This window comes from Christensenella sp. MSJ-20 (genome assembly GCF_044357945.1).
Taxonomy (GTDB): Bacteria; Bacillota; Clostridia; order Christensenellales; family QAND01; genus QAND01.
Genome location: NZ_CP076563.1, coordinates 1,287,886 through 1,313,867 on the forward strand (window position 1 = coordinate 1,287,886; position 25,982 = coordinate 1,313,867).

Here is a 25,982-nt window from a genome sequence, read left to right on the forward strand (position 1 = left end):
TTCAGGCAGGTTCGTAACAAGGAATAAGTACGCCCATTCGCACCCTTGGGGTGGAATGCACCCCATTATTTCGAGTCAGGGTCGCTGATAATTCTGTGGCTCACTCGTTATTATCGGTGGGTTTCTTGACATACTTTCCGCTTTTTATTCTTGCGTCTGCGGGCTTTGGCTCATCATCTGGAATGCCCCATACTGTTCCAATGCGGATGGCGCCTGGGACACGCCCTTCGGCACATAAAATCTGTATGCGCCGGGTGGAAATACCCCATCGTTCAGCGGTCTGTGTGATTGATAAGTATTTCATGGGCCACTCCTATCTCACTCGCTTCTGCCTACAATAATTCATATTATATTATAATCGGATAAGCGAATAAAATCAAGCCGCTTTCTCAAAAGTTCAAAAAGTTTTTTCTTTTTAGAATACGAGGGGCTTGGGGACTCCCCAAAACAGAAAATGTGAGTTTGAAGGCAAGGCCGATACTCACATTTTTCCGGTATGTACGGACACCGGATGTGCTTGCTATTCTCTATAATTTCATATCCGCAGATACAACGCGCTCCCGCTTTCACAAAAGCAGGGGCGCATATTTTTTTAAGAGGGTGTCAAGTTTTTGAGAAAAAAAGTCCGTTAAAAAGTAAAAAGAAATTTTTCGCGTTACCCCCCATTCACAGAAAATCTGTCCGTTGTAAAGTGAAAGGAGTGTTTTATCATGCCAGACCGCACGCGGCCCATCCGCAAGGAAATCTGCCTGAATGAGCAGGAACTAAATCTCATCCAACATAAGATGCGCCAGTTGGGAACGCACAACTTCGGCGCTTACGCCCGCAAGATGCTCATCGACGGTTACATCATCAAGGTCAATTACACCGAGCAAAAAAAGCTGGCTGCTGCCGTCAGCCGCGTTGCCTCAAACATCAATCAGATTTGCCGCCGCATCAATCAGACCGGGCGATTCTATGCTGCCGATATTGCCGAGCTGAAAGTACGTCAGGAAGAAATATGGTCGCTTTTGAAAGAATCGCAAAAACAGGAATTATGAATGTAAGGGGGGCACAATATTCCGCGCATGAGTAAATCAAGAAAGCTGGAATGGTCGTTCTTTCTCAACGACCGTGGCCGCATCACCTTTAACGCCCTCTGCCGGAAATGCGTATATGATTGCAAGCAGAGTTTCCGGGCGGTCGTGATAGAGTGTCCGCACTATCGTTCCAAACGCGCAAAAACTGAGCATGACGTTTCACTTCCAAGAGGTCCGACGGACAAGCCGCCATAGGCACAATATCCTGCCGCACCAGAGAGGAAGTGATGGAAAATCTATTTCAAACGAAATACCGCGCTGCCGCCGTTTATTCCCTTGCCGCGCTTCATGCTGACAGGCGAGTATTCCATCAACGCCAAGCTGTTATACGGGCTGCTTTTGAACCGCACCATGCTTTCCCAGAAAAACGGCTGGGAGTCTGAGAATGGAAATGTCTATGTGATCTATACGATCAAGCAGATGGCGAATGATCTTGATCGGAGCGAGAGAACAGTCAAGACCGCTCTGCGGGACCTGGAAAACGCAGGGCTAATAACCCGCGTCCGTCAAGGCTGGAATCAGGCAAACCGTATATTCCTGCAAATCCCGGATGGGGTGCAGTTTTCTTCCCGTCCAGAGGGAAATATTTGCCCGATGGATGGGCAGGATTCTTCACCCAGCATAGGGCAGGAATTGCCCACAAGTAATACTGAACAGGAATATAAAGATAAAAGCCAGACAGAAAAAGCAGAGAGAACACGCCGCCGTTATGGAGAGTTTGAAAATGTTTTTCTCTCGGATGGTGAAATCTCTGCCCTGCAAGCTGATTTTCCCAATCAGTACGATGAGTACATCCAACGCCTGTCGCGATATATGGCATCCAACGGCAGACACTATGCAAATCACTACGCAACAATCCGGAAATGGCTTGACGAGGACAACAGGGGAAAGTCCGCTAAGAACTACACCTATGATGATTATAACGAGGGAGAATGTCTGTGAAAAATATGAACCCTATTCTATCCGCTATTATTGATACGACCGAAACGCTAAACAGCGCACCTGATGATTACATCGATCCCTCTGATGGGCTGAAATATTGCGGCAAATGTCACACTCCAAAAGAAGCGTTTTATCCCGCCGATCTACAAAATCAGGGCTTCCATAAGCACCCGGTCATGTGTCAGTGCGCTGCCGAAAAGCGAGATCGCGAAGAAGCTGAACGCCGGGATTTTGAACGCATGACCCGAATTACCACTCTTCGCTCCGAAGCGTTCCACGATATTCCTGCCGCTGGCTGGCGGTTTGATCATGCCGTCGTTACACCCCAACTTGCGAAGGCGAAAGAGTACGCCGCAAATTGGGACAGCTTCAAGCAAGATGGTATCGGCCTGCTGCTGTTTGGGGATGTCGGGACAGGAAAGTCCTATGCCGCTGGTTGCATTGCCAATGCTCTCATTGACCGTATGGAGTCTGTGCTGTTCGTGGGAATGGCCGATGTGGTGAATCGTATGCAGGGAAATTTCGGGGCTGACCGTGACCGTTACATAAAATCCCTTATGCGCCCTGACCTCCTCATTCTGGACGATTTGGGGGCAGAGCGTAACACCAGCTTTGGCAAGGAGAGAGTGTTTGATGTGGTTGACAAGCGGCTGCTGTCAGGCAAGCCCATGATTATCACTACCAATATTCCGCTGAGCGTCATGCAGAAAGCTACCGATCTTGATGACCGTCGTATTTATGATCGTATTTTAGAGGTCTGTGTCCCGGTTGTGTTCGGCGGTGACAGTTTCCGAAAAACCAACGCTGCCGATAATATGCAAAAAGCAGCGCGCTACCTGAACGGTGCAAGCCATTAACCCAGCAAAGGAGGACGCTCTATGGATGATACCATCGGCAAAGTTCCCATTCACCTTAAAATGACGCTCACTACGAAAGAAGCGGCTGAATACAGCAATATAGGTATTAACAAAATCGACAGTATGCTCCGATCTCCAAACTGCCCCTTCGTCCTGTTTGTCGGGACAAAGAAGTTGGTGAAGCGGAAAGAGTTTGAGCAGTACATCAGTCAACGGTTGGTGATTTAAGTCCCGGATAAGCTCATATACACAGACTTGTTTACAATTTAGCGCTTGAGAAAAAGGGCAGCATCTGTTATAATTATAGTGTAGCAGTGTGTCCTTTTTCGCAAACGCGGAAAGGAGACAATCAATGGGAAAGAATCTCAAAGGGAAAGACTGCGGTAAGGGTATCTGCCAAAGAAAGGATGGGTTGTATTACGCGCGTTTTGTTGATAAAGCAGGAAAACGACACGACAAGTATTTTCAGACGCTTCCCGAAGCCCGAAACTGGCTTGAAGAAGCAAAATACGCCGATAAGCACGAAGATGTTTTTGCAGCTACCGAAACTACGGTTGATGAATGGTTTAACTTTTGGATAGAGAATATTGTGGGTGATTTAGCACCTAACACGCTCAGAAATTACCGCGAGCGATATGTCCACAACATTCAGCCTGTCATGGGCAGCATGATGATTGCAAATGTGAAGCCTATGCACTGTAAAAAGGTGTTCATTCAAATGGATGCCGACTATGCAGGTTCTACCATCCGTCAGACATACATTACGATGGGTACAATGTTCAAGGCCGCGAAGATGAATGACCTGATTTCCAAGCACCCGATGGACGGCATTCGATTTACAAAGCCAGTTCGTGCAACAGACGATATTAAGTTTCTCACCCGTGACGAGCAGCGTGTATTTCTTGAAACAGCACGACACTCCCATAACTACAATCAATATGCGCTGATCCTCGAAACAGGCTTGCGCACTGGCGAAATGATTGGTCTTACATGGGATGCAATCGATTTTGAGAAACGGACGCTTACGGTAAACAAAACATTGGAGTTCCGTCATTCTCAGCAGTATTGGCGTGCTGGTCCTCCAAAAACACAGAACAGCTATCGCACCATACCTCTGACTGACAGGGCGTATGAAATCCTCAAAGAAATGTGGGATAGCCGGGGGAAGCGAAAAGAATCTCCGATGTTAAATCAGACTCTGGAATACATGGACAGACGCACAGGCATTTCCTCACAGCTTGTCATGCGGGATCTTGTTTTTATCAACTGGCGCACAGGAGAGCCTGCTAAAAACAGTTCTTATGATACCCACCTTTATAAACTCTGCGACGAAGCAGGGATACCCCGCTTTTGTATGCACGCGTTACGCCATACATACGCCACCAGAGCGATTGAAAGTGGGATGCAGCCAAAGGTGCTGCAAAAACTGCTGGGGCACGCCAGTATCAAAACGACGATGGATCGGTATGTTCATGTAACCACCGATTCTTTAGATCAAGCTGTTAAGCAATTCCAGCTTAACGGGGTTTTTTGATAAAAACCAATGTAATTTCATGCGTGAATGGTGTAAAAATGGTGTAGCAGCCGAAACGCCAAAGCGCAAAAACCCTTGTAAATCAAGGAAAAATCGAAGGAGAATGAAGATATATGAAATTAGGAATCGTGGGACTGCCCAACGTGGGTAAGTCCACGCTTTTTAACGCCCTGACCCGGGCGGGGGCCCAGGCCGCCAACTATCCCTTCTGCACCATCGATCCCAACGTGGGCATCGTTCCGGTGCCCGATAAGCGCCTTCATGTGCTAGCCGAGATGTACCACCCTAAAAAAGTTACCCCCGCCACGGTGGAGTTTGTGGATATTGCGGGACTGGTCAAAGGCGCCAGCCGGGGAGAGGGTCTGGGAAACCGGTTTTTGTCCCACATCCGGGAGGTAGACGCCATCGTTCACGTGGTTCGGTGCTTTGAGGATGGGGACATCACCCATGTGGATGGTTCAGTGGATCCCATCAGGGACGTGGAGACCATCAACCTGGAACTGGTCATGGCCGACGCCGAGATGGTGCAGAAGCGCATCGAGCGGGTAGGCAAGATGGCCAAGACGGGAGATAAGCGGTATCCCGTGGAACAAGCGCTGTTAACCCGGCTGCTGGACCACCTCAACGATGGCAAACTGGCTAAAAACTTCCCCATGAACGAGGAGGAGGCCGCTATGGTGGCGGAGCTGTGGCTGTTGACCAACAAGCCGGTGCTGTATGCCGCCAACGTCAGCGAGGAGGACATAGCCCGGGGAGGCGATGTACCCCTGGTACAGAGGCTCCAGAAGTACGCCGAGGCCGAGGGCAGCGGCGTGGTAGCGGTTTCCGCCCGGATCGAGGAGGAGCTTTCCCAGTTGGAGGACGCTGAGCGGGACGAGTACCTGGCGGATCTGGGGGTGGAGGAATCCGGCCTTGCGCGGCTGGCCCAGGCCAGCTATGAGCTGTTGGGGCTCATCAGCTATCTTACCGCCGGCGTTGACGAGGTTCGGGCCTGGACCATCCAGAGGGGGACCAAGGCCCCCGCCGCCGCCGGCAAGATTCACTCCGATTTTGAAAAAGGGTTCATCCGGGCAGAGATCGTCCCCTATGAAACCCTCATCGAGTTGGGCTCCGTAGCCGCCGCCCGGGAAAAGGGGCTGTACCGCTCCGAGGGCAAGGATTACGTGATCCAGGACGGGGACGTGGTCCTCTTCCGCTTCAACGTCTAGCGGCGAGTCGCCGCTGACATTGTCGCGGGCGGGGTTAAGCTGTTAGAAAACCTCTTGATTCCAACGGCAAGACGTATGAGTAGAGGCACATCCGCAACCCCGGAGCAGGCAGGCTGAGCCTGCACCCATGCCACGGACAGGGGTTAGATAGCTTAAAGCCTAGTCATGCCAGCGGTAAAACGACAGCTAGAGGCACATATCCGCACACCGAAGGCGTGCAAAACGGAATCGGGCACTGCCCGGCGCCGAAGGAGGGAGTTCCATGCTGTTTTCCGATATCACCCTATTGGATGAGACGCTCACGCCCCGGGAGCATATGTACCTTGGAGTGCGGGATGGACGCGTCGCCTATTTAAGCGATGTCCCTCCAGAGGAGGAATATGGCGAGGTCTATCACGGCCACAAGAAGCTTCTGATGCCCGGCATGTACAACGTCCATACCCATCTTCCCATGACCCTTCTCCGGGGGTATGGAGAGAATATGACCCTGGATGATTGGCTACATAAGCGCATCTTCCCCTTTGAGGCCAAGATGACAGGGGAGGACATCTATTGGAGCACCCTGTTGGGCCTGGCGGAGCTGATGCGGTTTGGGACGGTATCCGCCTCGGATATGTACTACCATGGGGCGGATATGGCCCGAGCGGTTTTGGAATCCGGCATGAAGTGCTCCATCAGCGCCACCGCTTTGTGCTTTGACGATTCCCCTCTCAAGGCGCTTCCGGTCTACCGGGAAACCGTATCCCTGTTCCGGGACTGGAACGGCAAGGGAGACGGCCGTATCCAGGTGGATTGCAACATCCACGGGGAGTACACCAGCACCCCGCGGGTGGTTGCGGATATGGCGGATCTGGCAAAGGAGCTGGGTGCCCGGGTTCAGGTGCATCTATCCGAGAGTGAAGCGGAGCATCAGGGCTGCCTCCAGCGTCATGGCAAGACCCCCGCCCGGTATTTTTACGATCTGGGCTTCTTCGATTCCCCCGCCGTGGCCGCCCATTGCGTGTGGACCACCCCGGAGGATTGGGAATTGTTCCTAGAAAAAGGGGTCACGGTGGCCACCTGTCCCGTGAGCAACCTAAAGATCGCCAGCGGGATCGCTCCGGCGGCACAAATGCTGGAGCGGGGCGTCAGTCTAGCCCTGGGCACCGACGGGGTTGCCAGCAACAACGACCACGATATGTTCCAGGATATGAAAATTCTAGCCTTGATTCAGAAATACCGTGCCTGGGATCCCACCGCCATGAGTCCCCGGCAGGCCCTCTCTGCCGCCACCCGCACGGGCGCTCTTGCCCAGGGCCGGACCGACTGCGGGAGTATCGCGCTGCACAACCGGGCGGATCTCGTGGTTCTCAACATGGATGCGCCTCACTGGGAGCCGGTTCACGACCTCCTCAATACCCTGGTATATTCCGCTTCTGGCCACGACGTCTGCCTGACCATGGTGGACGGCCAGGTTGTCTATCGGGATGGGGAATACCCCACTTTGGATCTGGAACGCATCTATTGGGAGGTCAGCGCCCGCAAGGACCGCATATTAGGGGAGCTGGGAGCATAACGCGATCCAGCAGCCGTTAAAATTTTCGTTGCTCTAGTATAGGAGCAACCCTCCCCGTTTTTTGTGCTATTCTTCTCTTAATCCCATAGTGCATCATAAGCTTGGATTGATCTCCTATCGAGAGTATCGTTCTCTCAACCACATGATCGAGCACTGGATTGAAGATGGAATCAGACGTGATGAGGAACAGCACAGCGCTCTTCCCACAGACACCCACGGCCTAAGAAAATAAAAAGCCCCGGCTATCGCCGGAGCTTTTCTTTCTTATCCTCTGTAATTCACATCCATTTTGCTTTTTGCAAGTATCATGTGGGCGATCCCTTTTCGCGCGCCTTTGGTGCGCGTTGCACTCCCGTTGCTGCTTATCATCGGTCCAGTGCCCTGGGCCCCAACCGCGTTCACTTTTCCGCCACCTGGGGCTGCCGGTCGGACACGTTTACAGCCTCCAACGCCTCTGGCCTCGGCTCAGGCTGCACCGCCCGGGGCTTCCGCCCCCGCTCGGTGGCCATAAGGTAGACAAACAGGCCCAGAAGCACCACGCCTCCGCCCAGCAGGATGCTGGGCGCCACCGTTTCCCCGATGAGCACAAAGGCGGTAAAAGCGGATACCACCGGGGAGAACAGGTATACCACCGAAATGGTGGTGGGCTTAATGGTGCGCATGCACCAACTGGAGATGGTCTGGGACAGCACGGTACAGAACAGGGCAATCACCAGCACATAGGGCAGGGTAGGGGCGGGCAGGGCCATGCTGATTCCCGACACCGTGCCAAAGCACAGCACCATCACCATAGAGGTAGCAAAGACGTACAGCATCAGGGGAATCACGGAGATTTGCCGGGTCACGTCCCGTCCCAGCAGCAGGAAGATGCCATAGGATAGGGAGGACAGCGGCATGATGATGATGCTCACAAGGGACGCGCCTCCGGTGGCGCTGCCATTCAGGCCGATAAGCACCACCCCGATAAGGCTGATCCCAATGCCGAAAAGGGCGGGCAGAGAGGTCTTTTCCCGGTACAGCACATACAGAAGAATGATGGTAAAGATGGGGGTGATGTTCCCCAGAATATTCACCACAAAGGTGCCGGACATGGACAGGGACATGCTCCAGCAGATGGTCTCAAAACCCCGGGTTACCCCCATGGCAATGACCGTCCAAAAGAGCTTTTTATCCTTGGCCACCTTACACACGTCGCTCCACAGGCTCTTCTTCAGCCGGCAAACCACCAGCAGCAAAGCCACGGTAAACACCATCCGCCACAAGGCCACTCCCACGGGGGTGATCCCCAGCTTCAGAGCCGTCTTAAAGGTGGGGGACATCAAGGAGCCCACAACCATGGCGGTGATCAATCCCGCAAAACCCATGGCCTTGGAGGCCGGCGCCTTTTCCATTGCTTGTTACCTCCTAAAAAGAGAAGAAACGGTGCCCCCGCCGCAACCATGCGGGCAGGGGCATTTGTTCGCCTTACAGCGTATCATCATATTCCATTTCAGGAGCTTTGTCCATAGGCAAAAAGTTCTGGAAGATATACCCATCCACATATGGGCCAATTCGCTCCACATCCTCCTGGCTGCACAGGGTATAGGCCACCACGGGAAGTCCGTGCTTGCGGCGGTTCTGAACCACCTTGGCCTCCACGCCATCCTGGCTGTACGCGATGAAATCCGGCTTGGCGTAGCCTCGGAACCACAGGCGGCTGGCGGCAAAGGCAAACAACGGACTGGTATCCTCAAACCGCCGGGCAGATAGCTGTCCCACCGGCCGGCGGGGCTCCAGCTTTTTCAGTAGGCGAACCGACGCGGGATTAAAGGACTCCAGGGCAATTCCGCCAAAATAGCCGGTAAGATGGTGGCTTACCAGCCGTTCCAGCTTGCCCACTCCTAAGAGGGTGGGCTGCTTAACCTCGATCAAAAAGGGCACTCGGCCCGCCACCTCTTCCAACACCTCACAAAGGGTGGGGATGCCCAGATCCTCTCGGCCGAACAACCGGCGCTCCCGCAGCTGTGACAGGGTCAATTCCCCAATCAAAGTTTTCTCCCCGGCGGACCGGGCCAGGCTGGCATCGTGATGAACCACCACCACGTCGTCCCGGGTAAGCTGAACGTCCAGCTCAATGGGATACCCCAGCCTAAGGCAGTTGCAGAAGGCCTCCATGGAGTTTTCCACTCCCCCAGGCCCGGCAAGGCCTCGGTGGGCGATGGGCCCCAGCAACCATTGCTGGCCCAGCAAATGGGAATCATATTGGTGGGCGCGCTCCTTTTTGGGCAAAGGTTCGGTTCCTTTCCTTATCCGGCAGCGTTTTGCTGCGGTACAGCCTCTCCCTCCATGGCCTTCACATCAGCCTGCTCCTTGGCCAGAACCGCGCGGCTCTCCTGGAGTTTGGCCAGGTTGTACACGCATAGACCCACCAGAACCAAGGCGCCGCCGATGAGCACCATAATGCTGGGAATCTCGCCCAGCAGGAAGTAGCAGACCACCGCGGAAACCACCGGCCCAAACAGGTTAAAGATGGAGGACTTCACGGGGCTGATGTACTTCACGGCCCATACGCCGCAGGAGTGGCCCAATAGGGTACACCAGATGCCCATGACCAGGAAGATCAGCCAGCCCTCCATGGTGATGGGGCCAAAGGGCGATCCGGAAAGCACACAGCAGGCCACCATCTCCAGGGTGGAGAAGATATAAGCGATGAACAGCATGGGCCAGAAGGAAACATCCTGCTGTACCAGCTTGCTGAACAGCAGGTACAACGCCATGAGAATGGCGGAACAGAACATCCCAAACACCGCCCACAGGCTGATGGTGCCGCCGCTAAAGCTGGAAATGCTGATGATGCCCACCCCAAACAGACAGATGAACACCCCCAGCATGGCCTTGGGCCCGGTTCGCTCCTTAAACATCAGGTAGCTGCCCAGCATAATGAACAGGGGCTGGGTGTTGGAGATCATATTAAGGACAAAAACAGGGGTCTGGCTGTCCAGGCAATAGGCCCAGATCAAAAGGCTGCTGGCCTTAAAAATGCCCATCAGCGCCAGGATGATGAACACCCGGGGGTTCTTACAGATCTTTACGATCTCCTGGCGGTAGTCCTTTTTGATGGCGCACATGACGGCTACGCCCACCCAGGCGAAGAACATCCGGTACACCGACATATTCTCGCTGGTCATGCCGGTGTTGTGGGCAAGGCCGATTCGGAACAACGGCGCATGGAACGTACTGGCCACCATGCCGAAGATCAGCACGGCATAGATCACCGCCATAGACGGTGCTTTGTTCTGCTTAAGCTCCACTGGTTTCCCCTCCAAAATCAATGAATCGTAATAAAATATCTAAAAGAAAGACGACCAATGGCAATCCATTGGCAGTCTTTATTTTCTAAGAGTTGTACGCAATCGCCTTCATTCCAGCGTGACTATACACCCCCCAGGGGGATATTTCAATGGTTTAGCGGAAAAAACCGCATCCAATTTCTGAAACCATCCTTTTTCTGCCCGGTTATCCAGGAGCTGCTATCCCCGGCCGGCAGCCTAGGCTTCGTTCTCCCGCTGCCGCCATAGCGCTAAGAGCTGGTTCAGATCCTCCCGAAACTCCTTGGGGGTTTGACCCTCCTGGGGCCTCAGGGTTTCCAGCACCTCAAAGGAATACCCTGCTGGGCCATAGGCCGCCCAGTCCTTCTGAAGCGCAGCGTAACAGCAGCTATTGGTCTGAATCGCAAACAGAAATTTGTTCCGCGCTCCCGATAGGTTGGGCTCCGCCAGCAGAAAGCGCTGTCCCGTCTCCCGGTTTTGGATGCAGATGATCCCCCCTTCCCGGGGAGCCTCCCGGTACTGCCGGCGCAACGTGCGCCGCCGCTCCTGGTCCATCAGTAATCCATCTCCTTCAGAATACGGCTTAGAACCCTAAGCCGCTCCCCAATGAGCTCGTCATCCTTGGCCAGTGCGTCCAAAAACAGCCGAATATCCTCCTGGATGTGTTGATTTTCAGTACAGACCTGAAGGGTCATGGCGTCCCCCTGAATCCCAATGCGGTCCACCATCGGGTTCTCGGGATCATAGAAATCGGGGTAGCGGTACGCGTCCCGCAGATACTGTTTGGCCCGGCACACCAAAATGGCCAGATCCAGCACCCGGTGCAGGGGAATCTCTTCGGATTGGCGGGACCATTTCTCCCCGGTATGCCGCCACACCTTGGCCGAAATATCCACCCGGCCCCGGTCATTCCACTGGGCTAGACCCAGGGAAAGCCCTTTGGCGTCGCTATGATAGGCCAACCGGCCATCCACATTCTCATAATTCTCCACGGTAAAAACCGGCTTATGCTTTAAAGTGGTGGGAATTTGCATCAACATCACTCCTATTAGTAAATTACTAATTTACTAAATTTATATCATGCTGGCACCCTTTCGTCAAGGTCGGATGCTCGGCATGAAATTCCAATCTTTCCGGCGCAAACCCTCTTGAATACGGGACAAAAGCGTGCTACCATAATCATACAGAATTTTTTGAGGAGTGGATCTACCATGGCTGGATTTGACAACAAGTTCTCTGGTAAGGTAGGCGGCCGGATGGATGATCTGATGGCCACCCTGAAGAAGAACAAGGAAGCCGCCACAAAGAAGGAAGCGGAAAAGAAAGAAGAAAAAAAGGAAGATAAATAACCTGGAAAAACGCCGGCGTCTGCCGGCGTTTTTCTTTGATCCAGTGATGGCGCCGCCGTCCAAACAAAAAAGAGGAGCGTCTGCTCCTCTTTTTTGCATCTATTTTTTTTTATTCCTCAACAGTTTCGGCAGTTTCCCCTTCCGGCATCTCCTCATCGGGCTCCACCACGGCGATGGCCACCACCCGGTTGCCCTCGCTGACCCGCATGAGCCGTACTCCCTGGGTCAATCGGGACAATACGGAAATCTGGCTGGCGTTGATGCGGATGATGGTGCCGTCCTGGTCGATCATCACCAGATCCTCGTCCCCGGATACCACCTTAAGCCCCGCCACCGGACCAGTCTTCTGGGTAACGTTAAGGGTTTTGATCCCCATACCGCCTCGATTCTGCCGGGTATATTCCGATGCAGGGGTCAGCTTGCCGTATCCATTCTCACTGATGGTCAGCACCAGCTCCCGATCCAACTTGTTGACGTCCAAAACCTCGTCTCCCGGTTTCAATTTGATGGAGCGAACCCCCATCGCCGACCGGCCCATAGGCCGCACATCCTCCTCGTGGAACCGGATGGACATCCCCTCGCGGGTGCCCAGGATGATATCATCCCGGCCGGAGGTAAGGAACACGCCGCAAAGCTCGTCGTCCTCCCGGATGCCTATAGCAACCAGGCCGTTTTGACGGATGTTACGGAAGTCCTCCACCGGGGTCTTTTTGATGATCCCCTTGCGGGTAGCCATCACCAGGTATTTTCCGGAATCGGACAGGGGCAGTACGGTGGTGATCTTCTCCCCCGGCCCCAATCGCAGCAGGTTTACAATGGCGCTTCCCTTGGCGGTGCGGCCGGCCAGGGGCAGCTGATAGCATTTGAGGGTGAAGACCCGTCCGGTATTGGTAAAGAACAGGATGGGGGTGTGGGTGTTGGCCACAAAGACCGTTTCCACAAAATCCTCCTCCCGGGTGGTAAGGCCGCTAATCCCCTTGCCGCCCCGGTTCTGGATGCGGTAGGTATCCGCCCCAATCCGCTTGATGTAGCCAAACCGGGTCAGGGTCACCACCATATCCTCCTCCTGGATCAGGTCCTCAATGTCCACCTCGCCTTCGATGGGCTCGATCTTGGTACGACGGTCATCCCCGTATTTCTCCCGAACCTCCATCAATTCATCCTTGATAATCCCCATCACAAGGGCCATGTCCCCCAGCACCCGGGTGAGATACTCGATGGTCTTTTGCAGCTCGGCGTACTCCGCCTGGATCTTATCCCGCTCCAGACCGGTGAGCCGGCGAAGCCGCATATCCAGGATAGCCTGGCTCTGCTTTTCCGATAGGCCAAAGCGCTCCATCAGCCGCGCTTTCGACTCAGCGTCGTCCCGGCTGCTGCGGATGATGCGGATCACTTCGTCGATATGATCCAGGGCAATGAGAAGCCCTTCCAGGATATGGGCCCGGGCCTGGGCGCGGTTCAACTCATACCGGGTCCGGCGGATCACCACGTCCTTGCGGTGCTCGATGTAATAATGGAGCATTTGATGCAAAGACAGGATCTTGGGCTCTCCGTCCACCAGGGCCAGCATGATCACCCCAAAAGTATCCTGCATCTGGGTATGCTTATAGAGGTTGTTGAGCACCACGTTGGGGTTGACATCCCGCTTCAGCTCGATGACGATACGCATGCCGTTGCGGTCGGATTCGTCCCGCAAATCGCTGATGCCCTCCAGGCGTTTATCGTGAACCAGCTCGGCAATCTTCTCCACCAGCCGGGCCTTGTTCACCTGATAGGGGATCTCGGTAACCAAGATGCGGAACCGGTTATGGGTAAACTGCTCGATCTCGGCCACGGCCCGAACCACAATGCGGCCGCGTCCGGTGGCGTAGGCGCTGCGGATGCCGGAATATCCCATGATAACCCCTCCGGTGGGGAAATCCGGGCCCTTCACATACTCCATGAGCCCAACGCTGTCCAGATCGGGATTGTCAATAAGGGCGATGGCGCCGTCCACCACCTCCCGCAGGTTGTGCGGCGGGATGTTGGTGGCCATGCCAACGGCAATGCCGCCGCTCCCGTTGACCAAAAGATTGGGGATTCGGCAGGGGAGCACCAGGGGCTGGGTTAGGGTCTCGTCAAAGTTGGGGCCGAAGTCCACGGTCTCTTTATCGATATCCGCCAGCAGCTCGCTGGATACCTTGCTCATCCGCGCCTCGGTATACCGCATGGCCGCGGCGGAGTCCCCGTCCACACTGCCAAAGTTGCCATGGCCATCCACCAGCGTGTAGCGAATGGAGAAGTCCTGGGCCATGCGAACCAAGCTATCGTACACGGCGGAGTCCCCATGAGGGTGGTATTTACCCAGCACATCACCCACAATACGGGCGCATTTCCGGTAGGGCCGGTCGGACCACAGGCCCAACTCCGACATGCTGTACAGGATCCGCCGGTGCACCGGCTTCAGCCCATCTCGCACATCGGGTAGCGCCCGGTTGATGATGACCGCCATAGCGTAGGAGATAAAGGATTCCTTCATCTCTTTCTCAATATCAACGCTTTGCACCCTTCCAATGTTCATCTGTTTGTTCTCGTCCATAACAATCCCTTCTCCCCCGGCAGGCTGAGCCTGCACCCCTTTTGCAACTGCTACACAGTTGCGGGGCAGTATAATGCTTCCATTTTGTACATCTTGCAGTACGGCAGGTTGAGCCCATGCTCGTTTTGTAACTGCTATGTAGTTGCGAGGGTGATCAAATCAATATTTTGCTGCTGGCCTCTATGGATTTCTAATCGCTGTCCTCCGCCCGCGGCAGGGATCCAAGCTTAGCCTGGCCAGCCAGTGCCCAGTTCCATTTTGCACGCCTCACGGCGTGTGGAGCGCCTCTATCCAAAGCTCTTGCCGATGGCTTCCTTAGGTTTCTAACCACTATCCCCCCGCCCGCGACATGTCAGCGACGACCCGCCGCTTAGATGTCGAGGTTGGCCACCAATTTGGCGTTCTGCTCGATGAACTCCCTGCGGGGATCCACCTTATCGCCCATGAGCACCGAGAAGATTTCGTCGGCGGCCATGGCGTCCTCCAAGGATACCCGCAGCATGGTACGGCTGTCGGGATCCATGGTGGTCTCCCAGAGCTGCTGTGGATTCATCTCTCCCAAACCCTTATACCGCTGGAGGTTGATGCCCTGGCGGCCGTATTCGTTGAGGTTTGCTTCCAGATCCTCGTCGGTATAAAAATAGGTTTCCTCCCGGCCTCGGGTCAGTTTATAGAGCGGCGGCTGGGCGATGTATACATGCCCCTCCTCAATGAGAGGACGCATATAGCGGTAGAAGAAGGTCAACAGCAGAATGCGGATATGGCTGCCGTCCACGTCGGCATCCGTCATGCAGATGATGCGATCATAGCGCAGCTTAGAAAGATCAAACTCCTCGTCGATGCCGGCGCCAAAGGCGGTGATCATGGCTTTGATCTCCGCGTTGCTGAGGGTCTTATCCAACCGGGTTTTCTCCACGTTGAGGATCTTTCCCCGCAAAGGCAGGATGGCCTGGAAGCTCCGGTCCCGGCCCTGTTTGGCACTGCCGCCGGCGCTGTCCCCCTCCACAATGAATATTTCGCAGCGGTTGGGATCCCGCTCGGAGCAGTCCGCCAATTTACCGGGAAGGGTTCCCGACTCCAGTGCGCTCTTGCGCAGGGTCAGTTCCCGCGCCTTCTTGGCGGCTTCACGAGCCCGTCGGGCGAGCAGGCACTTATCGGCAATTGCACGGGCCTCCTGGGGATGCTCCTCTAGATACTGGGCCAGACCGGCGCTGACGGCGGCATCCACCATGGAACGGATCTCACTGTTGCCCAGCTTGGTCTTGGTCTGACCCTCAAACTGGGGATTGGTGAGCTTTACGCTGATGACGGCGGTCATTCCCTCCCGCACGTCCTCCCCCGTGAGGTTGGCCTCGCCGCCCTTTAGGATGCCGTTGCGCTTGGCATAATCGTTGATGGCCCGGGTAACCCCAGTACGGAAACCCGCCAGGTGGGTGCCTCCCTCCATGGTGGCGATGTTGTTGGCAAAGGAATAGACATTCTCGGTATAGCTGTCGTTAAAGGTAAGAGCAACTTCCACGGTGCTGCTGTCCCGCCGTCCCTGCATGTAGATGGGAGGCTGGAACATGGGGGTACGAGCCCGGTCCAGATACTCCACATAGGAGATTACCCCTCCCTCGTAATGGAAGATCTCGGATTTTTCCTGGCCCTGCCGCTCGTCGGTAAGGGTGATGCTGACCCCGCCGTTCAAAAACGCCAGCTCCCGAAGCCGGTTTCGGAGAATATCGTACTGGAACTCGATACCCTCCTTAAAGATCTCCGCATCCGGGAAGAAGGAGATCACGGTGCCGGTGCGATCGGAAGCCTCCAGCTCAACCACCTCAGTGGTGGCGTTGCCCCGGGCAAACTCCTGGCGCACATGGCGGCCGTCCCGGTATACGTCGGCCCGAAGCCACAGGGACAGGGCGTTGACCACGCTAACGCCCACTCCGTGAAGGCCGCCGGACACCTTATATCCATCGCCGCCAAACTTACCGCCGGCGTGGAGCATGGTAAGGGCCACCGTCAGGGCGCTGACCCCCATCTTGGGGTGAATATCGATGGGGATGCCCCGGCCGTTATCGGTAACGGATATGGAACCATCGGGGGCGATGGTCACCTGGATATGGGTACAGAAGCCCGCCATGGCTTCGTCAATGCTGTTGTCCACCACTTCCTGCACCAGATGATGCAGGCCCCGGGTATCGGTGGTGCCGATGTACATTCCCGGCCGGATGCGCACGGCTTCCAACCCTTCCAATACCTGAATCTGTGAAGCATCATAATGATTGTGTTCCATTGTTTCTCCCTACCTTTGTATATCGCCGCCCATTGGGCAGCCGCGTACTCGCTCTATATCAGCAGATAGCTGATCCACGCCCCTTGCGTTTTTCGCGGCGTAGCAGTGCTAGGCTCGGTCTGGCTAATCCATATCGAGGGTGGAGATGCCGTCCTCTTCCAGCCGGCGCAATAGGGTGCCCGCCGATATGGGGGAAAGGTAACAGGCACCGGACTGCAGCACCACCAGACTGCCGGGACGGCCGCCGCAGATGTCCAAGAGTTTTCCCCGATCCTGAACGGCTTTTAAATAGGCACGGCCGCCCTTTGTGGCGGTCAATCCCTCATATTTGATTATTGCCACGATGTCCCGGCGGGAAACCATCTCTCGGGCGCCGATGTGTAGGATCATCAGAAGACCCTCCTCCGTCTTATACTAGAACGGGCGCCGACGGACTTCCTGGTGCCCAACAAAAAAACCGCCGGGCCAAGGGCGCCCACTTAGGACCGCTCCGATCCGGTTTTTTTGACCTCTAATATGAATATATATATATTATATAATATATTTTAGATAATGAAAAGGGAAACCACTGATTTCCCCATGGTTTTTTTATCGAACCGATGTCCCCTTCAAAACACCCGCCTGAACCTGAAAGGCCCGAACACCCGCTCCGGAGATGCCGCTGATGGGCACAGCGGTGGTGATAAAGGCCTGGCCTTGAATACAGGACAACAGGGCGTTCTGCCGGCCCTGATCCAGCTCGGAAAGCACATCGTCCAGCATCAGCACCGGCATTTCGCCGGTCTCCTCCCGCATCAGCTCCATGGCTCCCAGTTTTAGGGCCAGGGCAGCGGTGCGCTGCTGTCCCTGGGAGCCGTACATTCTGCCATCCCGGCCAGCGATTTCCACCACAAGGTCATCCCTATGGGGCCCCGCGGTGGTCTGGAACCGGCGGATATCCTCTGTCCGGCGGCTTTCCAAAAGCTCCAATAAAGAAGCCTGACAGGCGTATTCATCCAACCCTTCCACCTGGGAACGATAGGAAAGATCCAGGGCCTCTCCCTGAGCAATGGCGCTATGAGTCCGCTGTGCGGCGGCGCGGAGCTTTTCCCCAAAGGCTCTGCGCTGGGCTATGATCCGCCCTCCGTAGGCGGATAGGGTGGCGTCAAAGGCCGCCAGGGTGGATGCCTTCTGCGGATCATACCGCTTTAAAATGGCGTTGCGCTGGGCAAGGGCGTTGTTATACTGATAGAGCGCTGTAAAATACCCGGGCCGAAGCTGGCATAGGGTTACGTCCAAAAACCGCCGCCGGGCGGAGGGCCCCCCTTTTACCAGCTGCAAATCCTCGGGAGAAAAAAATACGCAGTTGATATGTCCCATCAGCTGGCTCATTCGCGCGATGGATACCCCTAGAACCTGGATCCGCTTGCGGGAATCCCGGGAAAGCAAAACCTCCACCTTTCGGCCACCGTCCCGCCGGCTCACCGAAATGCCGCAATAGGCGGACCGCGCTCCCTCCCGGATCATCTCCTGATCCCGGGTAGTCCGGTGGCTCTTGCCGATACAACACAAATAGACCCCCTCCAGCAGGTTGGTCTTTCCCTGGGCATTCTGGCCCATCAAAAGATTGATTCCCTCTCCCGGCAATAGGGAAAGGGAGGTATAATTGCGAAAGTCCTTTAGTTGTATCTCGGTAATCCGCATCACAGTTCCCCCATATATGCTATCATTATAGCATCCACAATCCCCGGTGTCCTCCACAAAATTGAATGATGCCATCAGAAAAATCAAAAGTTATCCACAAGCATAAAACATACGTTCCCATTGATTATTCACAGATTTTTTGCTATTATTTTGTCAGTGTCTGGGGATTTGCCCCTAATAGAACCAAGTTATCCACAGAAATACCGCCAAAACAATTGGTTTTGGGCGGTATCTTCATTTCAGGAACAATTATGCACAGCCTGTTCTTTTCCTGTGGATAACCTATACACAGGTTTTATTTTTTGCTTTCATTCGGTACGGCTGCATTTCGATAAAGGGGGTATTTCGTTTCAAATGGAATTGAATCTATCCAGCGTCTGGAGTTCCGCCTGCTCCATCTTAAAATCGGAATTATCCGACGCCTCCTACAACAGCTATATCACCAGCCTGCGTCCTCTCTCCTTGGAAAACGGCAGGATCCTACTCCAGGTTCCCGATGAGCGGGTACTGGCCACCCTCAACAAACAGGAATACTATAATTTCATCAAAAGCGCATTGGTGGCCGCCAGCCGGAGGGATCTTTCCCCGGTGTTTACCATCGAGGAACCCCGGGTGGAGGCATCGGCACCCAGCCGAAGCGGCCTGCAGCTCAATCCTCGGTATACCTTTGATACCTTCGTGGTAGGAGAGGGCAATCGTTTGGCCTGTGCCGCCGCAAAGCTGGCGGCCGAGATGCCGGGCAACAAATATAATCCCCTGTTCATCTACGGCGGCACAGGGCTGGGAAAAACCCACCTGATGCATGCCATTGGCAACTATGTTTTAAGCCAAAATCCCCATGCCCAGGTCATCTATGTCACCTCGGAGCGGTTTACCAACGAGCTGATCACCGCCATCCAGATGGGCAAACCCGATGATTTCCGGAACAAATATCGGGGAGTGGACGTTCTGATGGTGGACGACATCCAGTTCATCGCCGATAAGGAGCGAACTCAGGATGAGTTCTTTCATACCTTCAATGTCCTGCATGATTCCGGCAAACAGATCATCCTAACGGCGGATAAACCCCCCAAGGGCATCGCCATGCTGAAGGAACGGCTGGCCTCCCGGTTTGAGGGAGGGCTGCTAGCGGATATCTTCCCACCGGATTATGAGACCCGGGTGGCGATCCTGGCGGAAAAATCCCGGACGGAACGCATCGTCCTGGAGGATGATTCCGTCCTGCCCTTCATTGCCAATATAGTCAAATCCAACATCCGGCAACTGGAGGGCACCCTCAACCGGGTGGTGGCCTTCAGCAACCTAACGGGTAAACCCATCACCCTGGAACTGGCGCAAACCGCCCTTGCAGACTACGTTTCCCGACCCAAAGTCATCACTGCAAAGGACGTTCAAGCAGCCGTTTGCAACTATTTTTCCGTTTCCCTGGTGGATCTTTGCTCCACCCGCCGGAGCCGAGAGCTAGCGGTGCCTCGGCAGATCGCCATGTATCTGGTTCGGGATATGACGGACCTTTCCCTGCCGGATATCGGTAAGCTCTTCGATAAGCATCACTCCACCGTGCTCCATGCCTGCGATAAAATCGGAGCAGAGCGGAAGGAAAACCAATCCTTAAACAAGACTCTGGAGGATATCAAGAGCAGCCTCACCGAGTAGCCCGGTTATCCGCAAGCTGTGGATTGCTCCTGTGGATTCCCTGTTCTTCCCTGTCCACAAAGAGTGGATAATCAAAAAGAGGATTTTCCCTTCTGCGGATAACCGCTTCCCCTTGTGGATGATCCGCAAAAACATCCACGGGATTATCCAAAGGCAAATCCTCCTAACGTCGGGGCCTTTCCCCGGATATCCACAGCTTCCACAGCATATATGATGATGACGATGATTCTTAACCATCATAAATAACCATCACGAGAAGGAGATGTTTTCATGAAGTGTAATTGCCTGGTAGACGATTTGATCCTTGCCATCAACACCGCGACCCGCGCGTTGTCGGGGAAGACCGCCATTGCCGCCCTGGAGGGTATCTATCTCCAGTCTGAAGACAATCGGTTGTCCCTAACCTGCAGCGATCTGAATATCTGCATCAACACCAGCCTGGCGGCTATGGTGGAGGAGCCCGGCGAAATCGTGGTGCCCGGCCGGTTGTTTTCCGATATGGTACGCCGGTTGCCGGCGGGAGAGGTATTCATTGAGACCGCTGGTCAAAGTGTAAAGGTGGTATCCGGCAAGGTGCGGTTCTCGGTATCTGGCATCGCCGGGGAGGATTACCCCACCATGCCGGCTTTGGCCCAGGTAAATCCTCTGGTGCTCAGCAAGGAGCAGCTGCGGGATATGGTACGGGCCACCCTGTTTGCCTGTGCTACCGATGAGAGCAAGCCCATTTTGACGGGAGCGTTGTTTGAGGTCAAGGAGGAATCCATTAGCGTGGTAGCCTTGGACGGCTATCGGCTGGCCATCTATCGGGATGTGCCCCAGAACCATCGTCTGCCGGTGGATTTTGTGGTTCCTGCCCGGTATTTGAGTGAGATCGCCCGAACCCTTGGAGATGGGAAGGAGGATATCTCCCTGTATTTGGGTCAAAACCAGATGATGGTGGATTTGGGCAATACCCGGATCACCACCCGGCTCCTGGAGGGAGAATACATCAAATATCAGGCCATCCTGCCCAAGGAATATGCCACCCGGGTGCGGGTTTCCCCTAAAACCTTGTTGGAGAGCGTGGAGCGGGCTTCTTTGATGGCGTCCGCCGGTAAAAATAATCTGATTAAGATCGCCATTACCGATGGATCCCTTGTTCTAACCGCCAATTCCGAACTGGGTGACGTCTATGAGGATATGGAGATTGAAAAGGAGGGCAAGGATATCGAGATCGCTTTCAACGCGCGGTATCTGATGGAATCCCTGCGGGCCACCGGAGAAAAGGATGTCTATCTGGATTTCAATTCCAACATCAATCCCTGTGTCATTACCCCGGTGGAAGGGGATCGGTTCCTATACCTGGTGCTACCCGTCCGCATCTATGGGGCGTAGCAGAATCGCCGCCAGTGGTGAAAAAAGGAGTGTTGGGTACGGAAGTATCCAACACAACTATTTTGAACCGTGGAGCCAAGCCATCGAGTGCCCGGACCCTTTTTGCGACTGCTGCACAGTCGCGGATGCCCATAGGAAGGTTTTCAGAAACCTCTTTTGTCCCTGCGGAGGTGTTTCTCCCGCAAAGATTGTTGACAGCATTCATCGGGCGTCCGTTATCTAGTGTTTCGTAAAAGACTGGGAATCCAAACATCACAAGATATGCCCTCGGCGGCTTGGAGCCCTGGGCGGGGTTTACCCGGAAATGACGTGAGAAACCCGGAAAATACAGGGGTTTTCAGAGATTTTCATTGACAGGAAAACCATCCTTCAATATAATGTTAAAGCATTGTAAAATGGAGAAACATCTGTAAAAAGGAGTGCTTATACATGCTTCAGACCTATCAGCCGAAGAAAAGACAGCGGAAAAAGGTACATGGTTTCCGCAGCAGGATGAAGTCCCATACCGGTCGCAACGTCATCACCCGCCGGCGTAGAAAAGGCCGTAAAACGCTGTCTGCGTAAAAGCCGCTCTGCGGCTTTTTTCACATGAAGCAGAAAGTTTTTTCCCTGGATAAACGGCATCGGCTCCGGAAAAACCGGGATTTTCAGATCGTCTACCACCGGGGGAAGTCCCAGGGTTCGCCCCTGATGACCCTCATCGTTCGAAAGACCCGGCGAGGATACCGGGTAGGGTTTACCTGCGGAAAAAAGGTGGGTAACTCCGTCCAGCGGAATCGTGCCCGGCGTTTGATGCGGGAAAACTTCCGGCTGATGCAGCCCCGGCTTACCGGCAACTGGGATATGGTCTTTGTGGGGCGGCCCGCCATTCGGGAAGCGGATTTTGCCCGGGTGGGACAAACCATGGAAAAACTGCTTTCAAAAGCCGGTATTTTAAAGTAAAATGATAAAAAAATGGGTCTTATCCCTGATTCGGTTCTATCAACGGCATGTGCGGCATGCGCCCTGCTGCCGGTTTACCCCAACCTGCTCCAATTATGCCATTCAAGCCGTGGAGGAGTGGGGTGTGATCCGAGGTCTGGGTCTGGCCGTTTGGCGGGTTTTGCGCTGTAATCCCTTTTGCAAGGGCGGCTATGATCCCGTCCCCATGAGGAAATCGCCAGGAGGGTAATATGGGATTTTTAACCGATAACTTTCTCTCACGATTTTTCGTAGACGTCATCAACCTGTTCCATGGGTTCACGGGGGATTACGTTTTGGCCATGCTGTTGTTTGTGCTGCTGGTCAAGGTTCTGCTTTTGCCTCTGGACGTCAAGAGCAAGCGCTCCACCCTGAAGACCCAGATGGTGCAGCCCAAGATCAACGCCATCCGGGAGCGGTATAAGAACGACCCTCAGAAGCAGAGTATCGCCCTGCGGGAGCTCTACAAAAAAGAGGATATCAAGATGACGGCCGGCTGCTTGCCCATGCTGCTGCAGCTGCCCATCCTGTTTGCTATGTTTGGCGCCATCCGGATTCTTTCCAACACCCAGTCCATTGAGCTGGTGGTGGGATTGGCCAACGGCCAAAGCGTTCTGCCCCCCTCTTTCCTATGGATTCGAAACATTTGGCAGCCCGATACCGGCCATTCTCCCGTTATGCCCAGTCTGGCGGAGTTCAGTACGGCGGTATCCACCGTGGGCAAGATGGATCCCACCATCCTGCAAAGCGCCCAGGATGTGTTGCATTACAGCGCGGTCAACCAATTTGCGGGAGCTACTTCCGGCCTGACGGATACCACCCTTTTGGGCAATCTGTTTTCCACCGCCTATCAAACCATTCCCGCGGATTTGGTCCAAACCGCTTCCGCCCTCAACTATCAGACGGTGATCACGCCGGTATTGGAAGCCCATGCCGGATTTAACAACGGATATTACGTTCTGCCCCTGTTGACCTTCGTCACCCAGTGGATATTGGCACGGATGCAGACCAAGCAGCAGGCTATGACCACGGGAAGTGTCTCGGGCAGCAACTTTATGATGGAGCTGCTGATGCCCCTGATGATCGCCTGGTTCGCCATGACCACCGGCGCCCTGTTCGCCCTTTACTGGACGGTGGGCAACCTGTGGAGCCTTGGCCAGTCTCTGGTGCTCAATAAGGTGCTGACAAAGAGCTTGAACGAGGCGGCTGCGCCCGCCAAGAAATAATAGGAGGATCCGCCGTGAGAAAAGTGGAAGCCACGGGAAAATCCGTAGATGAGGCCATCTATAACGGCTTGGTGCAGATGGGCCTTTCCATCGATGAGGTGGACATCGAAATTGTGAGTCAGGGAAGCCGGGGCCTGTTTGGCCTGGGCGGCACTAAGGTGGTGGTAGCCCTTACCGAAAAGGAGACCGTCTCCCTGGTGGATGAAATCTTCCATTCCTCCGAGGAGGCGCCCGCCCCCGCGCCCAAACGGGAACAGGGACCGCCCCGCCGGAATGAAAATCCCACCATCCCCCGTCAAAACGCCGATCGTCCCCGCCGGGACCGGGATCGCCGGAGCGGCGGAGGAAAACAGGGGGACCGGAGACGGGAGGACCGTCCCCGCCGGGATCGCAACGACGGCCGTCGGGGCGAGCATAGCCAGCAGGCCGCGGTGAATTTAGGGGAGAAAATCGACGGCGGCAAGGAGCAGGAATTCCTTGTGGGCATCCTTACCCGGATGGGGATGGATCAAACCAAGGTGGACTGCTATGCCTGCGACGATAACTGCGTTTCCTTTACCCTGTCCGGCCCCAGCATGGGGGTACTCATCGGCCGCCGGGGAGAGACCTTAAACGCCTTGCAGTATGTGGTCTCCCTCTATGCCAATAAGAGTGATAAGGAATACAAGCGGTTTGTGGTGGATACCGAAAATTACCGCATCAAGCGGGAGAATACCCTCCGGAAGCTGGCTAAGAAGAAGGCCCAGGAGGCTAGAAGCTCTGGAAAGAGCGTAGCGCTGGAGCCCATGAATCCCTACGAACGCCGGGTGCTGCATTCCGAGCTGCAGGGATTCCCGGGGGTGACCACCCACAGCGAGGGGGAGGAACCCCACCGCCATGTGATCATCAAACCGGAGGATTGACCGCCCAGTTACGGACGAGGTCCATCCCAAACCCGTTGAACAGATTCCGGCCTGAGGCCGGCAGGAGAAGCCCCCGGCCCATACCGGGGGCATTTTTGTTGCCATGAAAGGAGGAAACCCATGGAGCGGACCATATACGCCGTCAGCACGCCGCCCGGCCGGGGAGGCATCGGGGTGGTGCGGCTGAGCGGCCCTTTGACGAAGGAGATTCTCCATCGGGTATTTCCCGGTAAAACCTTTCCGCCCAGGCGGATGGTCTATGGGCGGCTGACCGATGGAGCGGGCCGTCTCCTGGATCAGGCCATGGGGGTGTTCTTCCCAGGGCCTAGCTCCTATACCGGAGAGGATCTGGGGGAGATTCATGCCCATGGCAATCCCGCCCTTTTGGACGGGATCATGGAGGCCATCCAGAAGGCCTTTCCGGAGAGCCGTCCCGCGCAGCCTGGAGAATTTACCAAGCGGGCGTATCTCAATGGACGGATGGATCTGATGTCGGCCGAAGCGGTAATGGAGGTGATCTCCGCGCAGAGCCAGGCTGCCCTTTCCGCCTCCCTGCGGCATCTGACGGGGGAGACGGGGGACGCCATCCGTAGGATCCGGGATACCGTTCAGACGGCTGTAGCCGGCCTGGAGGCGGCCATTGATTTCCCGGAGGAGGATTGGGAACGCCCGGCGGTGGAAGCCGCTCTGGGCCAGCTGAGGGCAGCCTATGAAGAGATCAGCAGCCTCAGAGACAGTTACGCCACCGGCAGGCTGATCCGGGATGGAATCCGTTGTACCATGGTGGGCCGTCCCAACGCGGGAAAAAGCTCTCTGTTAAACGCCATTGCCGGCTTTGAACGGGCCATTGTGGACGAAACCCCCGGCACCACCCGGGATGTGCTGGAATACCCCTTCTCCCATCGAGGCCAGTTGATCCGGCTGCTGGATACCGCCGGACGCCGGGAGGTGGAATCGGGAGCCGAGGCTACGGGGCTTCGGCTGGGAGAAACGGCGGCCCGGGAGGCGGATGTGGTGCTGCTGGTGCTGGATGGCAGCCGCCCCATTGGGGAGGAGGACCGCGAGGCTGCGGCGCTCACCCGGGGACGGCCCACGGTGGTGGCCCTTAATAAAACGGATCTGGACTTCTACCTATCCATCCAGGATGTGGAGCAGCTGGTGGAGCCGGGGGCCCGGATTGTGCCGACCAGCGCCAGCGAGGGAACCGGAATCGAGAATCTGTTGGATGCGGTGTTGGAGCAGGCGGGCTGGCGGGAGGACGTAGGGTCCGCCGTCATCACCAGCGCCCGGCAGAGGGATTGCCTTTCCCGGAGCCGGGAGGCCCTTGGCCGGGCACTGTCCGCCCAGGAAATGGGAGCGCCCTTTGATCTCATTAGCATGGACGCCATGGATGCTCTGATTCCCCTGATGGAGCTTACGGGGGAGGACGCCCGGGCAGCCGTGATCGATACCATCTTTGCCAAGTTCTGTGTGGGAAAATAGGGGGAAAGCCT

28 protein-coding genes are annotated in these 25,982 nt (G+C 55.2%); 17 read left to right on the forward strand and 11 right to left on the reverse strand.

The window, feature by feature from the left end:
- Window positions 1–100: 100 nt before the first annotated feature.
- Window positions 101–304 carry a DNA-binding protein gene (locus KP626_RS06540; protein ID WP_395975974.1) on the reverse strand — a complete coding sequence of 68 codons (204 nt, stop codon included), beginning with the start codon at window positions 302–304 and terminating at the stop codon, window positions 101–103.
- Between the two features lie 406 nt (window positions 305–710).
- Here KP626_RS06540 and KP626_RS06545 point away from each other — a divergent pair, with 406 nt between their 5' ends.
- The 8 genes from KP626_RS06545 (at window position 711) to KP626_RS06580 (ending at window position 7,175) form a co-directional block, all read left to right on the forward strand.
- Entirely contained in the window at window positions 711–1,040 is a 330-nt protein-coding gene (locus KP626_RS06545; protein ID WP_395975976.1) for a plasmid mobilization protein, read from the forward strand.
- A gap of 18 nt (window positions 1,041–1,058) precedes the next feature.
- Window positions 1,059–1,274, forward strand: coding sequence for a hypothetical protein (locus KP626_RS06550; protein WP_395978981.1), 216 nt, complete (start codon window positions 1,059–1,061; stop codon window positions 1,272–1,274).
- A gap of 93 nt (window positions 1,275–1,367) precedes the next feature.
- Window positions 1,368–2,021, forward strand: coding sequence for a replication initiator protein A (locus tag KP626_RS06555; protein WP_395975978.1), 654 nt, complete (start codon window positions 1,368–1,370; stop codon window positions 2,019–2,021).
- Window positions 2,022–2,026: 5 nt separating this feature from the next.
- The gene (locus KP626_RS06560; protein WP_395978983.1) at window positions 2,027–2,878 is read left to right on the forward strand and encodes an ATP-binding protein; all 852 of its coding nucleotides are present in this window, start codon (window positions 2,027–2,029) and stop codon (window positions 2,876–2,878) included.
- 21 nt (window positions 2,879–2,899) lie between these two features.
- Entirely contained in the window at window positions 2,900–3,106 is a 207-nt protein-coding gene (locus tag KP626_RS06565; RefSeq protein WP_253494726.1) for an excisionase, read from the forward strand.
- 124 nt (window positions 3,107–3,230) lie between these two features.
- Complete coding sequence (locus KP626_RS06570; RefSeq protein WP_395975980.1) at window positions 3,231–4,412, forward strand: tyrosine-type recombinase/integrase; 1,182 nt, start codon at window positions 3,231–3,233, stop codon at window positions 4,410–4,412.
- A 113-nt stretch (window positions 4,413–4,525) separates the two neighbouring features.
- Window positions 4,526–5,620, forward strand: coding sequence for a redox-regulated ATPase YchF (gene ychF / locus KP626_RS06575; protein ID WP_395975982.1), 1,095 nt, complete (start codon window positions 4,526–4,528; stop codon window positions 5,618–5,620).
- Window positions 5,621–5,882: 262 nt separating this feature from the next.
- Window positions 5,883–7,175 (forward strand): amidohydrolase family protein, encoded by a 1,293-nt coding sequence (locus KP626_RS06580; protein WP_395975984.1) that lies wholly within the window; start codon window positions 5,883–5,885, stop codon window positions 7,173–7,175.
- Window positions 7,176–7,573: 398 nt separating this feature from the next.
- Here KP626_RS06580 and KP626_RS06585 read toward each other — a convergent pair whose 3' ends face one another.
- The 5 genes from KP626_RS06585 to KP626_RS06605 all read right to left on the reverse strand — a co-directional run bounded on the left by KP626_RS06585 (window position 7,574) and on the right by KP626_RS06605 (window position 11,517).
- The gene (locus KP626_RS06585; protein WP_395975986.1) at window positions 7,574–8,566 is read right to left on the reverse strand and encodes a DMT family transporter; all 993 of its coding nucleotides are present in this window, start codon (window positions 8,564–8,566) and stop codon (window positions 7,574–7,576) included.
- Window positions 8,567–8,639: 73 nt separating this feature from the next.
- Window positions 8,640–9,443, reverse strand: a complete 804-nt coding sequence (locus KP626_RS06590; RefSeq protein WP_395975988.1) for a glycerophosphodiester phosphodiesterase family protein — start codon at window positions 9,441–9,443, stop codon at window positions 8,640–8,642.
- 17 nt (window positions 9,444–9,460) lie between these two features.
- Window positions 9,461–10,465 (reverse strand): DMT family transporter, encoded by a 1,005-nt coding sequence (locus KP626_RS06595; RefSeq protein WP_395975990.1) that lies wholly within the window; start codon window positions 10,463–10,465, stop codon window positions 9,461–9,463.
- 237 nt (window positions 10,466–10,702) lie between these two features.
- A complete protein-coding gene (locus KP626_RS06600) occupies window positions 10,703–11,038 on the reverse strand; it encodes a GIY-YIG nuclease family protein (protein ID WP_395975992.1) in 336 nt (111 codons plus the stop codon).
- Window positions 11,038–11,517, reverse strand: a complete 480-nt coding sequence (locus tag KP626_RS06605; protein ID WP_395975994.1) for a DUF6530 family protein — start codon at window positions 11,515–11,517, stop codon at window positions 11,038–11,040. The genes KP626_RS06600 and KP626_RS06605 overlap by 1 nt, the downstream gene beginning before the upstream one ends.
- Window positions 11,518–11,694: 177 nt before the next feature.
- Between KP626_RS06605 and KP626_RS06610 the strand changes: the two genes are divergently transcribed.
- Window positions 11,695–11,832: a hypothetical protein gene (locus KP626_RS06610; protein ID WP_395975996.1), complete on the forward strand. Its 138-nt coding sequence runs from the start codon at window positions 11,695–11,697 to the stop codon at window positions 11,830–11,832.
- 109 nt (window positions 11,833–11,941) lie between these two features.
- Here the strand turns inward: KP626_RS06610 and gyrA are convergent, their stop codons facing one another.
- The 4 genes from gyrA to recF form a co-directional block, all read right to left on the reverse strand.
- Window positions 11,942–14,410 (reverse strand): DNA gyrase subunit A, encoded by a 2,469-nt coding sequence (gyrA, locus tag KP626_RS06615; protein ID WP_395975998.1) that lies wholly within the window; start codon window positions 14,408–14,410, stop codon window positions 11,942–11,944.
- Between the two features lie 370 nt (window positions 14,411–14,780).
- Window positions 14,781–16,688 (reverse strand): DNA topoisomerase (ATP-hydrolyzing) subunit B, encoded by a 1,908-nt coding sequence (gene gyrB / locus KP626_RS06620; protein WP_395976000.1) that lies wholly within the window; start codon window positions 16,686–16,688, stop codon window positions 14,781–14,783.
- 123 nt (window positions 16,689–16,811) lie between these two features.
- A complete protein-coding gene (gene remB, locus KP626_RS06625; protein WP_395976002.1) occupies window positions 16,812–17,078 on the reverse strand; it encodes an extracellular matrix regulator RemB in 267 nt (88 codons plus the stop codon).
- A 198-nt stretch (window positions 17,079–17,276) separates the two neighbouring features.
- Complete coding sequence (gene recF, locus KP626_RS06630; RefSeq protein WP_395976004.1) at window positions 17,277–18,371, reverse strand: DNA replication/repair protein RecF; 1,095 nt, start codon at window positions 18,369–18,371, stop codon at window positions 17,277–17,279.
- Between the two features lie 354 nt (window positions 18,372–18,725).
- Between recF and dnaA the strand changes: the two genes are divergently transcribed.
- The gene (gene dnaA, locus KP626_RS06635) at window positions 18,726–20,027 is read left to right on the forward strand and encodes a chromosomal replication initiator protein DnaA (RefSeq protein ID WP_395976006.1); all 1,302 of its coding nucleotides are present in this window, start codon (window positions 18,726–18,728) and stop codon (window positions 20,025–20,027) included.
- On the opposite strand, the gene KP626_RS06640 is transcribed toward dnaA, so the two are convergent.
- The gene (locus KP626_RS06640) at window positions 20,017–20,178 is read right to left on the reverse strand and encodes a hypothetical protein (protein WP_395976008.1); all 162 of its coding nucleotides are present in this window, start codon (window positions 20,176–20,178) and stop codon (window positions 20,017–20,019) included. The two genes, dnaA and KP626_RS06640, sit on opposite strands and share 11 nt — an antisense overlap.
- 119 nt (window positions 20,179–20,297) lie before the next feature.
- Between KP626_RS06640 and dnaN the strand changes: the two genes are divergently transcribed.
- The 7 genes from dnaN (at window position 20,298) to mnmE (ending at window position 25,971) form a co-directional block, all read left to right on the forward strand.
- The gene (gene dnaN, locus KP626_RS06645; protein ID WP_395976010.1) at window positions 20,298–21,401 is read left to right on the forward strand and encodes a DNA polymerase III subunit beta; all 1,104 of its coding nucleotides are present in this window, start codon (window positions 20,298–20,300) and stop codon (window positions 21,399–21,401) included.
- A 429-nt stretch (window positions 21,402–21,830) separates the two neighbouring features.
- Window positions 21,831–21,965, forward strand: a complete 135-nt coding sequence (gene rpmH / locus KP626_RS06650) for a 50S ribosomal protein L34 (RefSeq protein WP_395976012.1) — start codon at window positions 21,831–21,833, stop codon at window positions 21,963–21,965.
- Between the two features lie 24 nt (window positions 21,966–21,989).
- A complete protein-coding gene (gene rnpA / locus KP626_RS06655) occupies window positions 21,990–22,343 on the forward strand; it encodes a ribonuclease P protein component (RefSeq protein ID WP_395976014.1) in 354 nt (117 codons plus the stop codon).
- Window position 22,344: 1 nt separating this feature from the next.
- A complete protein-coding gene (gene yidD, locus KP626_RS06660; RefSeq protein WP_395976016.1) occupies window positions 22,345–22,572 on the forward strand; it encodes a membrane protein insertion efficiency factor YidD in 228 nt (75 codons plus the stop codon).
- 1 nt (window position 22,573) lies between these two features.
- Window positions 22,574–23,587, forward strand: a complete 1,014-nt coding sequence (locus KP626_RS06665) for a YidC/Oxa1 family membrane protein insertase (protein ID WP_395976018.1) — start codon at window positions 22,574–22,576, stop codon at window positions 23,585–23,587.
- 14 nt (window positions 23,588–23,601) lie between these two features.
- On the forward strand, window positions 23,602–24,489 hold the full coding sequence (jag, locus tag KP626_RS06670; protein ID WP_395976020.1) for an RNA-binding cell elongation regulator Jag/EloR: 888 nt from the start codon (window positions 23,602–23,604) through the stop codon (window positions 24,487–24,489).
- Window positions 24,490–24,609: 120 nt separating this feature from the next.
- On the forward strand, window positions 24,610–25,971 hold the full coding sequence (gene mnmE, locus KP626_RS06675; protein WP_395976022.1) for a tRNA uridine-5-carboxymethylaminomethyl(34) synthesis GTPase MnmE: 1,362 nt from the start codon (window positions 24,610–24,612) through the stop codon (window positions 25,969–25,971).
- Window positions 25,972–25,982: the final 11 nt, after the last annotated feature.

Excerpts from the sequence above, each read along its gene's own strand:
- KP626_RS06610 (WP_395975996.1), top strand. The coding sequence starts at position 11,695 with ATGGCTGGATTTGACAACAAGTTCTCTGGTAAGGTAGGCGGCCGGATG.
- rnpA (WP_395976014.1), top strand. The coding sequence starts at position 21,990 with ATGAAGCAGAAAGTTTTTTCCCTGGATAAACGGCATCGGCTCCGGAAA.
- KP626_RS06570 (WP_395975980.1), top strand. The coding sequence starts at position 3,231 with ATGGGAAAGAATCTCAAAGGGAAAGACTGCGGTAAGGGTATCTGCCAA.
- KP626_RS06560 (WP_395978983.1), top strand. The coding sequence starts at position 2,027 with ATGAACCCTATTCTATCCGCTATTATTGATACGACCGAAACGCTAAAC.
- rpmH (WP_395976012.1), top strand. The coding sequence starts at position 21,831 with ATGCTTCAGACCTATCAGCCGAAGAAAAGACAGCGGAAAAAGGTACAT.
- KP626_RS06605 (WP_395975994.1), bottom strand. The coding sequence starts at position 11,517 with ATGCAAATTCCCACCACTTTAAAGCATAAGCCGGTTTTTACCGTGGAG.
- gyrB (WP_395976000.1), bottom strand. The coding sequence starts at position 16,688 with ATGGAACACAATCATTATGATGCTTCACAGATTCAGGTATTGGAAGGG.
- KP626_RS06540 (WP_395975974.1), bottom strand. The coding sequence starts at position 304 with ATGAAATACTTATCAATCACACAGACCGCTGAACGATGGGGTATTTCC.
- KP626_RS06555 (WP_395975978.1), top strand. The coding sequence starts at position 1,368 with ATGCTGACAGGCGAGTATTCCATCAACGCCAAGCTGTTATACGGGCTG.
- KP626_RS06545 (WP_395975976.1), top strand. The coding sequence starts at position 711 with ATGCCAGACCGCACGCGGCCCATCCGCAAGGAAATCTGCCTGAATGAG.
- ychF (WP_395975982.1), top strand. The coding sequence starts at position 4,526 with ATGAAATTAGGAATCGTGGGACTGCCCAACGTGGGTAAGTCCACGCTT.
- recF (WP_395976004.1), bottom strand. The coding sequence starts at position 18,371 with ATGCGGATTACCGAGATACAACTAAAGGACTTTCGCAATTATACCTCC.
- KP626_RS06585 (WP_395975986.1), bottom strand. The coding sequence starts at position 8,566 with ATGGAAAAGGCGCCGGCCTCCAAGGCCATGGGTTTTGCGGGATTGATC.
- remB (WP_395976002.1), bottom strand. The coding sequence starts at position 17,078 with ATGATCCTACACATCGGCGCCCGAGAGATGGTTTCCCGCCGGGACATC.
- dnaN (WP_395976010.1), top strand. The coding sequence starts at position 20,298 with ATGAAGTGTAATTGCCTGGTAGACGATTTGATCCTTGCCATCAACACC.
- yidD (WP_395976016.1), top strand. The coding sequence starts at position 22,345 with ATGATAAAAAAATGGGTCTTATCCCTGATTCGGTTCTATCAACGGCAT.
- mnmE (WP_395976022.1), top strand. The coding sequence starts at position 24,610 with ATGGAGCGGACCATATACGCCGTCAGCACGCCGCCCGGCCGGGGAGGC.
- KP626_RS06565 (WP_253494726.1), top strand. The coding sequence starts at position 2,900 with ATGGATGATACCATCGGCAAAGTTCCCATTCACCTTAAAATGACGCTC.
- KP626_RS06665 (WP_395976018.1), top strand. The coding sequence starts at position 22,574 with ATGGGATTTTTAACCGATAACTTTCTCTCACGATTTTTCGTAGACGTC.
- KP626_RS06600 (WP_395975992.1), bottom strand. The coding sequence starts at position 11,038 with ATGGACCAGGAGCGGCGGCGCACGTTGCGCCGGCAGTACCGGGAGGCT.
- KP626_RS06580 (WP_395975984.1), top strand. The coding sequence starts at position 5,883 with ATGCTGTTTTCCGATATCACCCTATTGGATGAGACGCTCACGCCCCGG.
- gyrA (WP_395975998.1), bottom strand. The coding sequence starts at position 14,410 with ATGGACGAGAACAAACAGATGAACATTGGAAGGGTGCAAAGCGTTGAT.
- dnaA (WP_395976006.1), top strand. The coding sequence starts at position 18,726 with ATGGAATTGAATCTATCCAGCGTCTGGAGTTCCGCCTGCTCCATCTTA.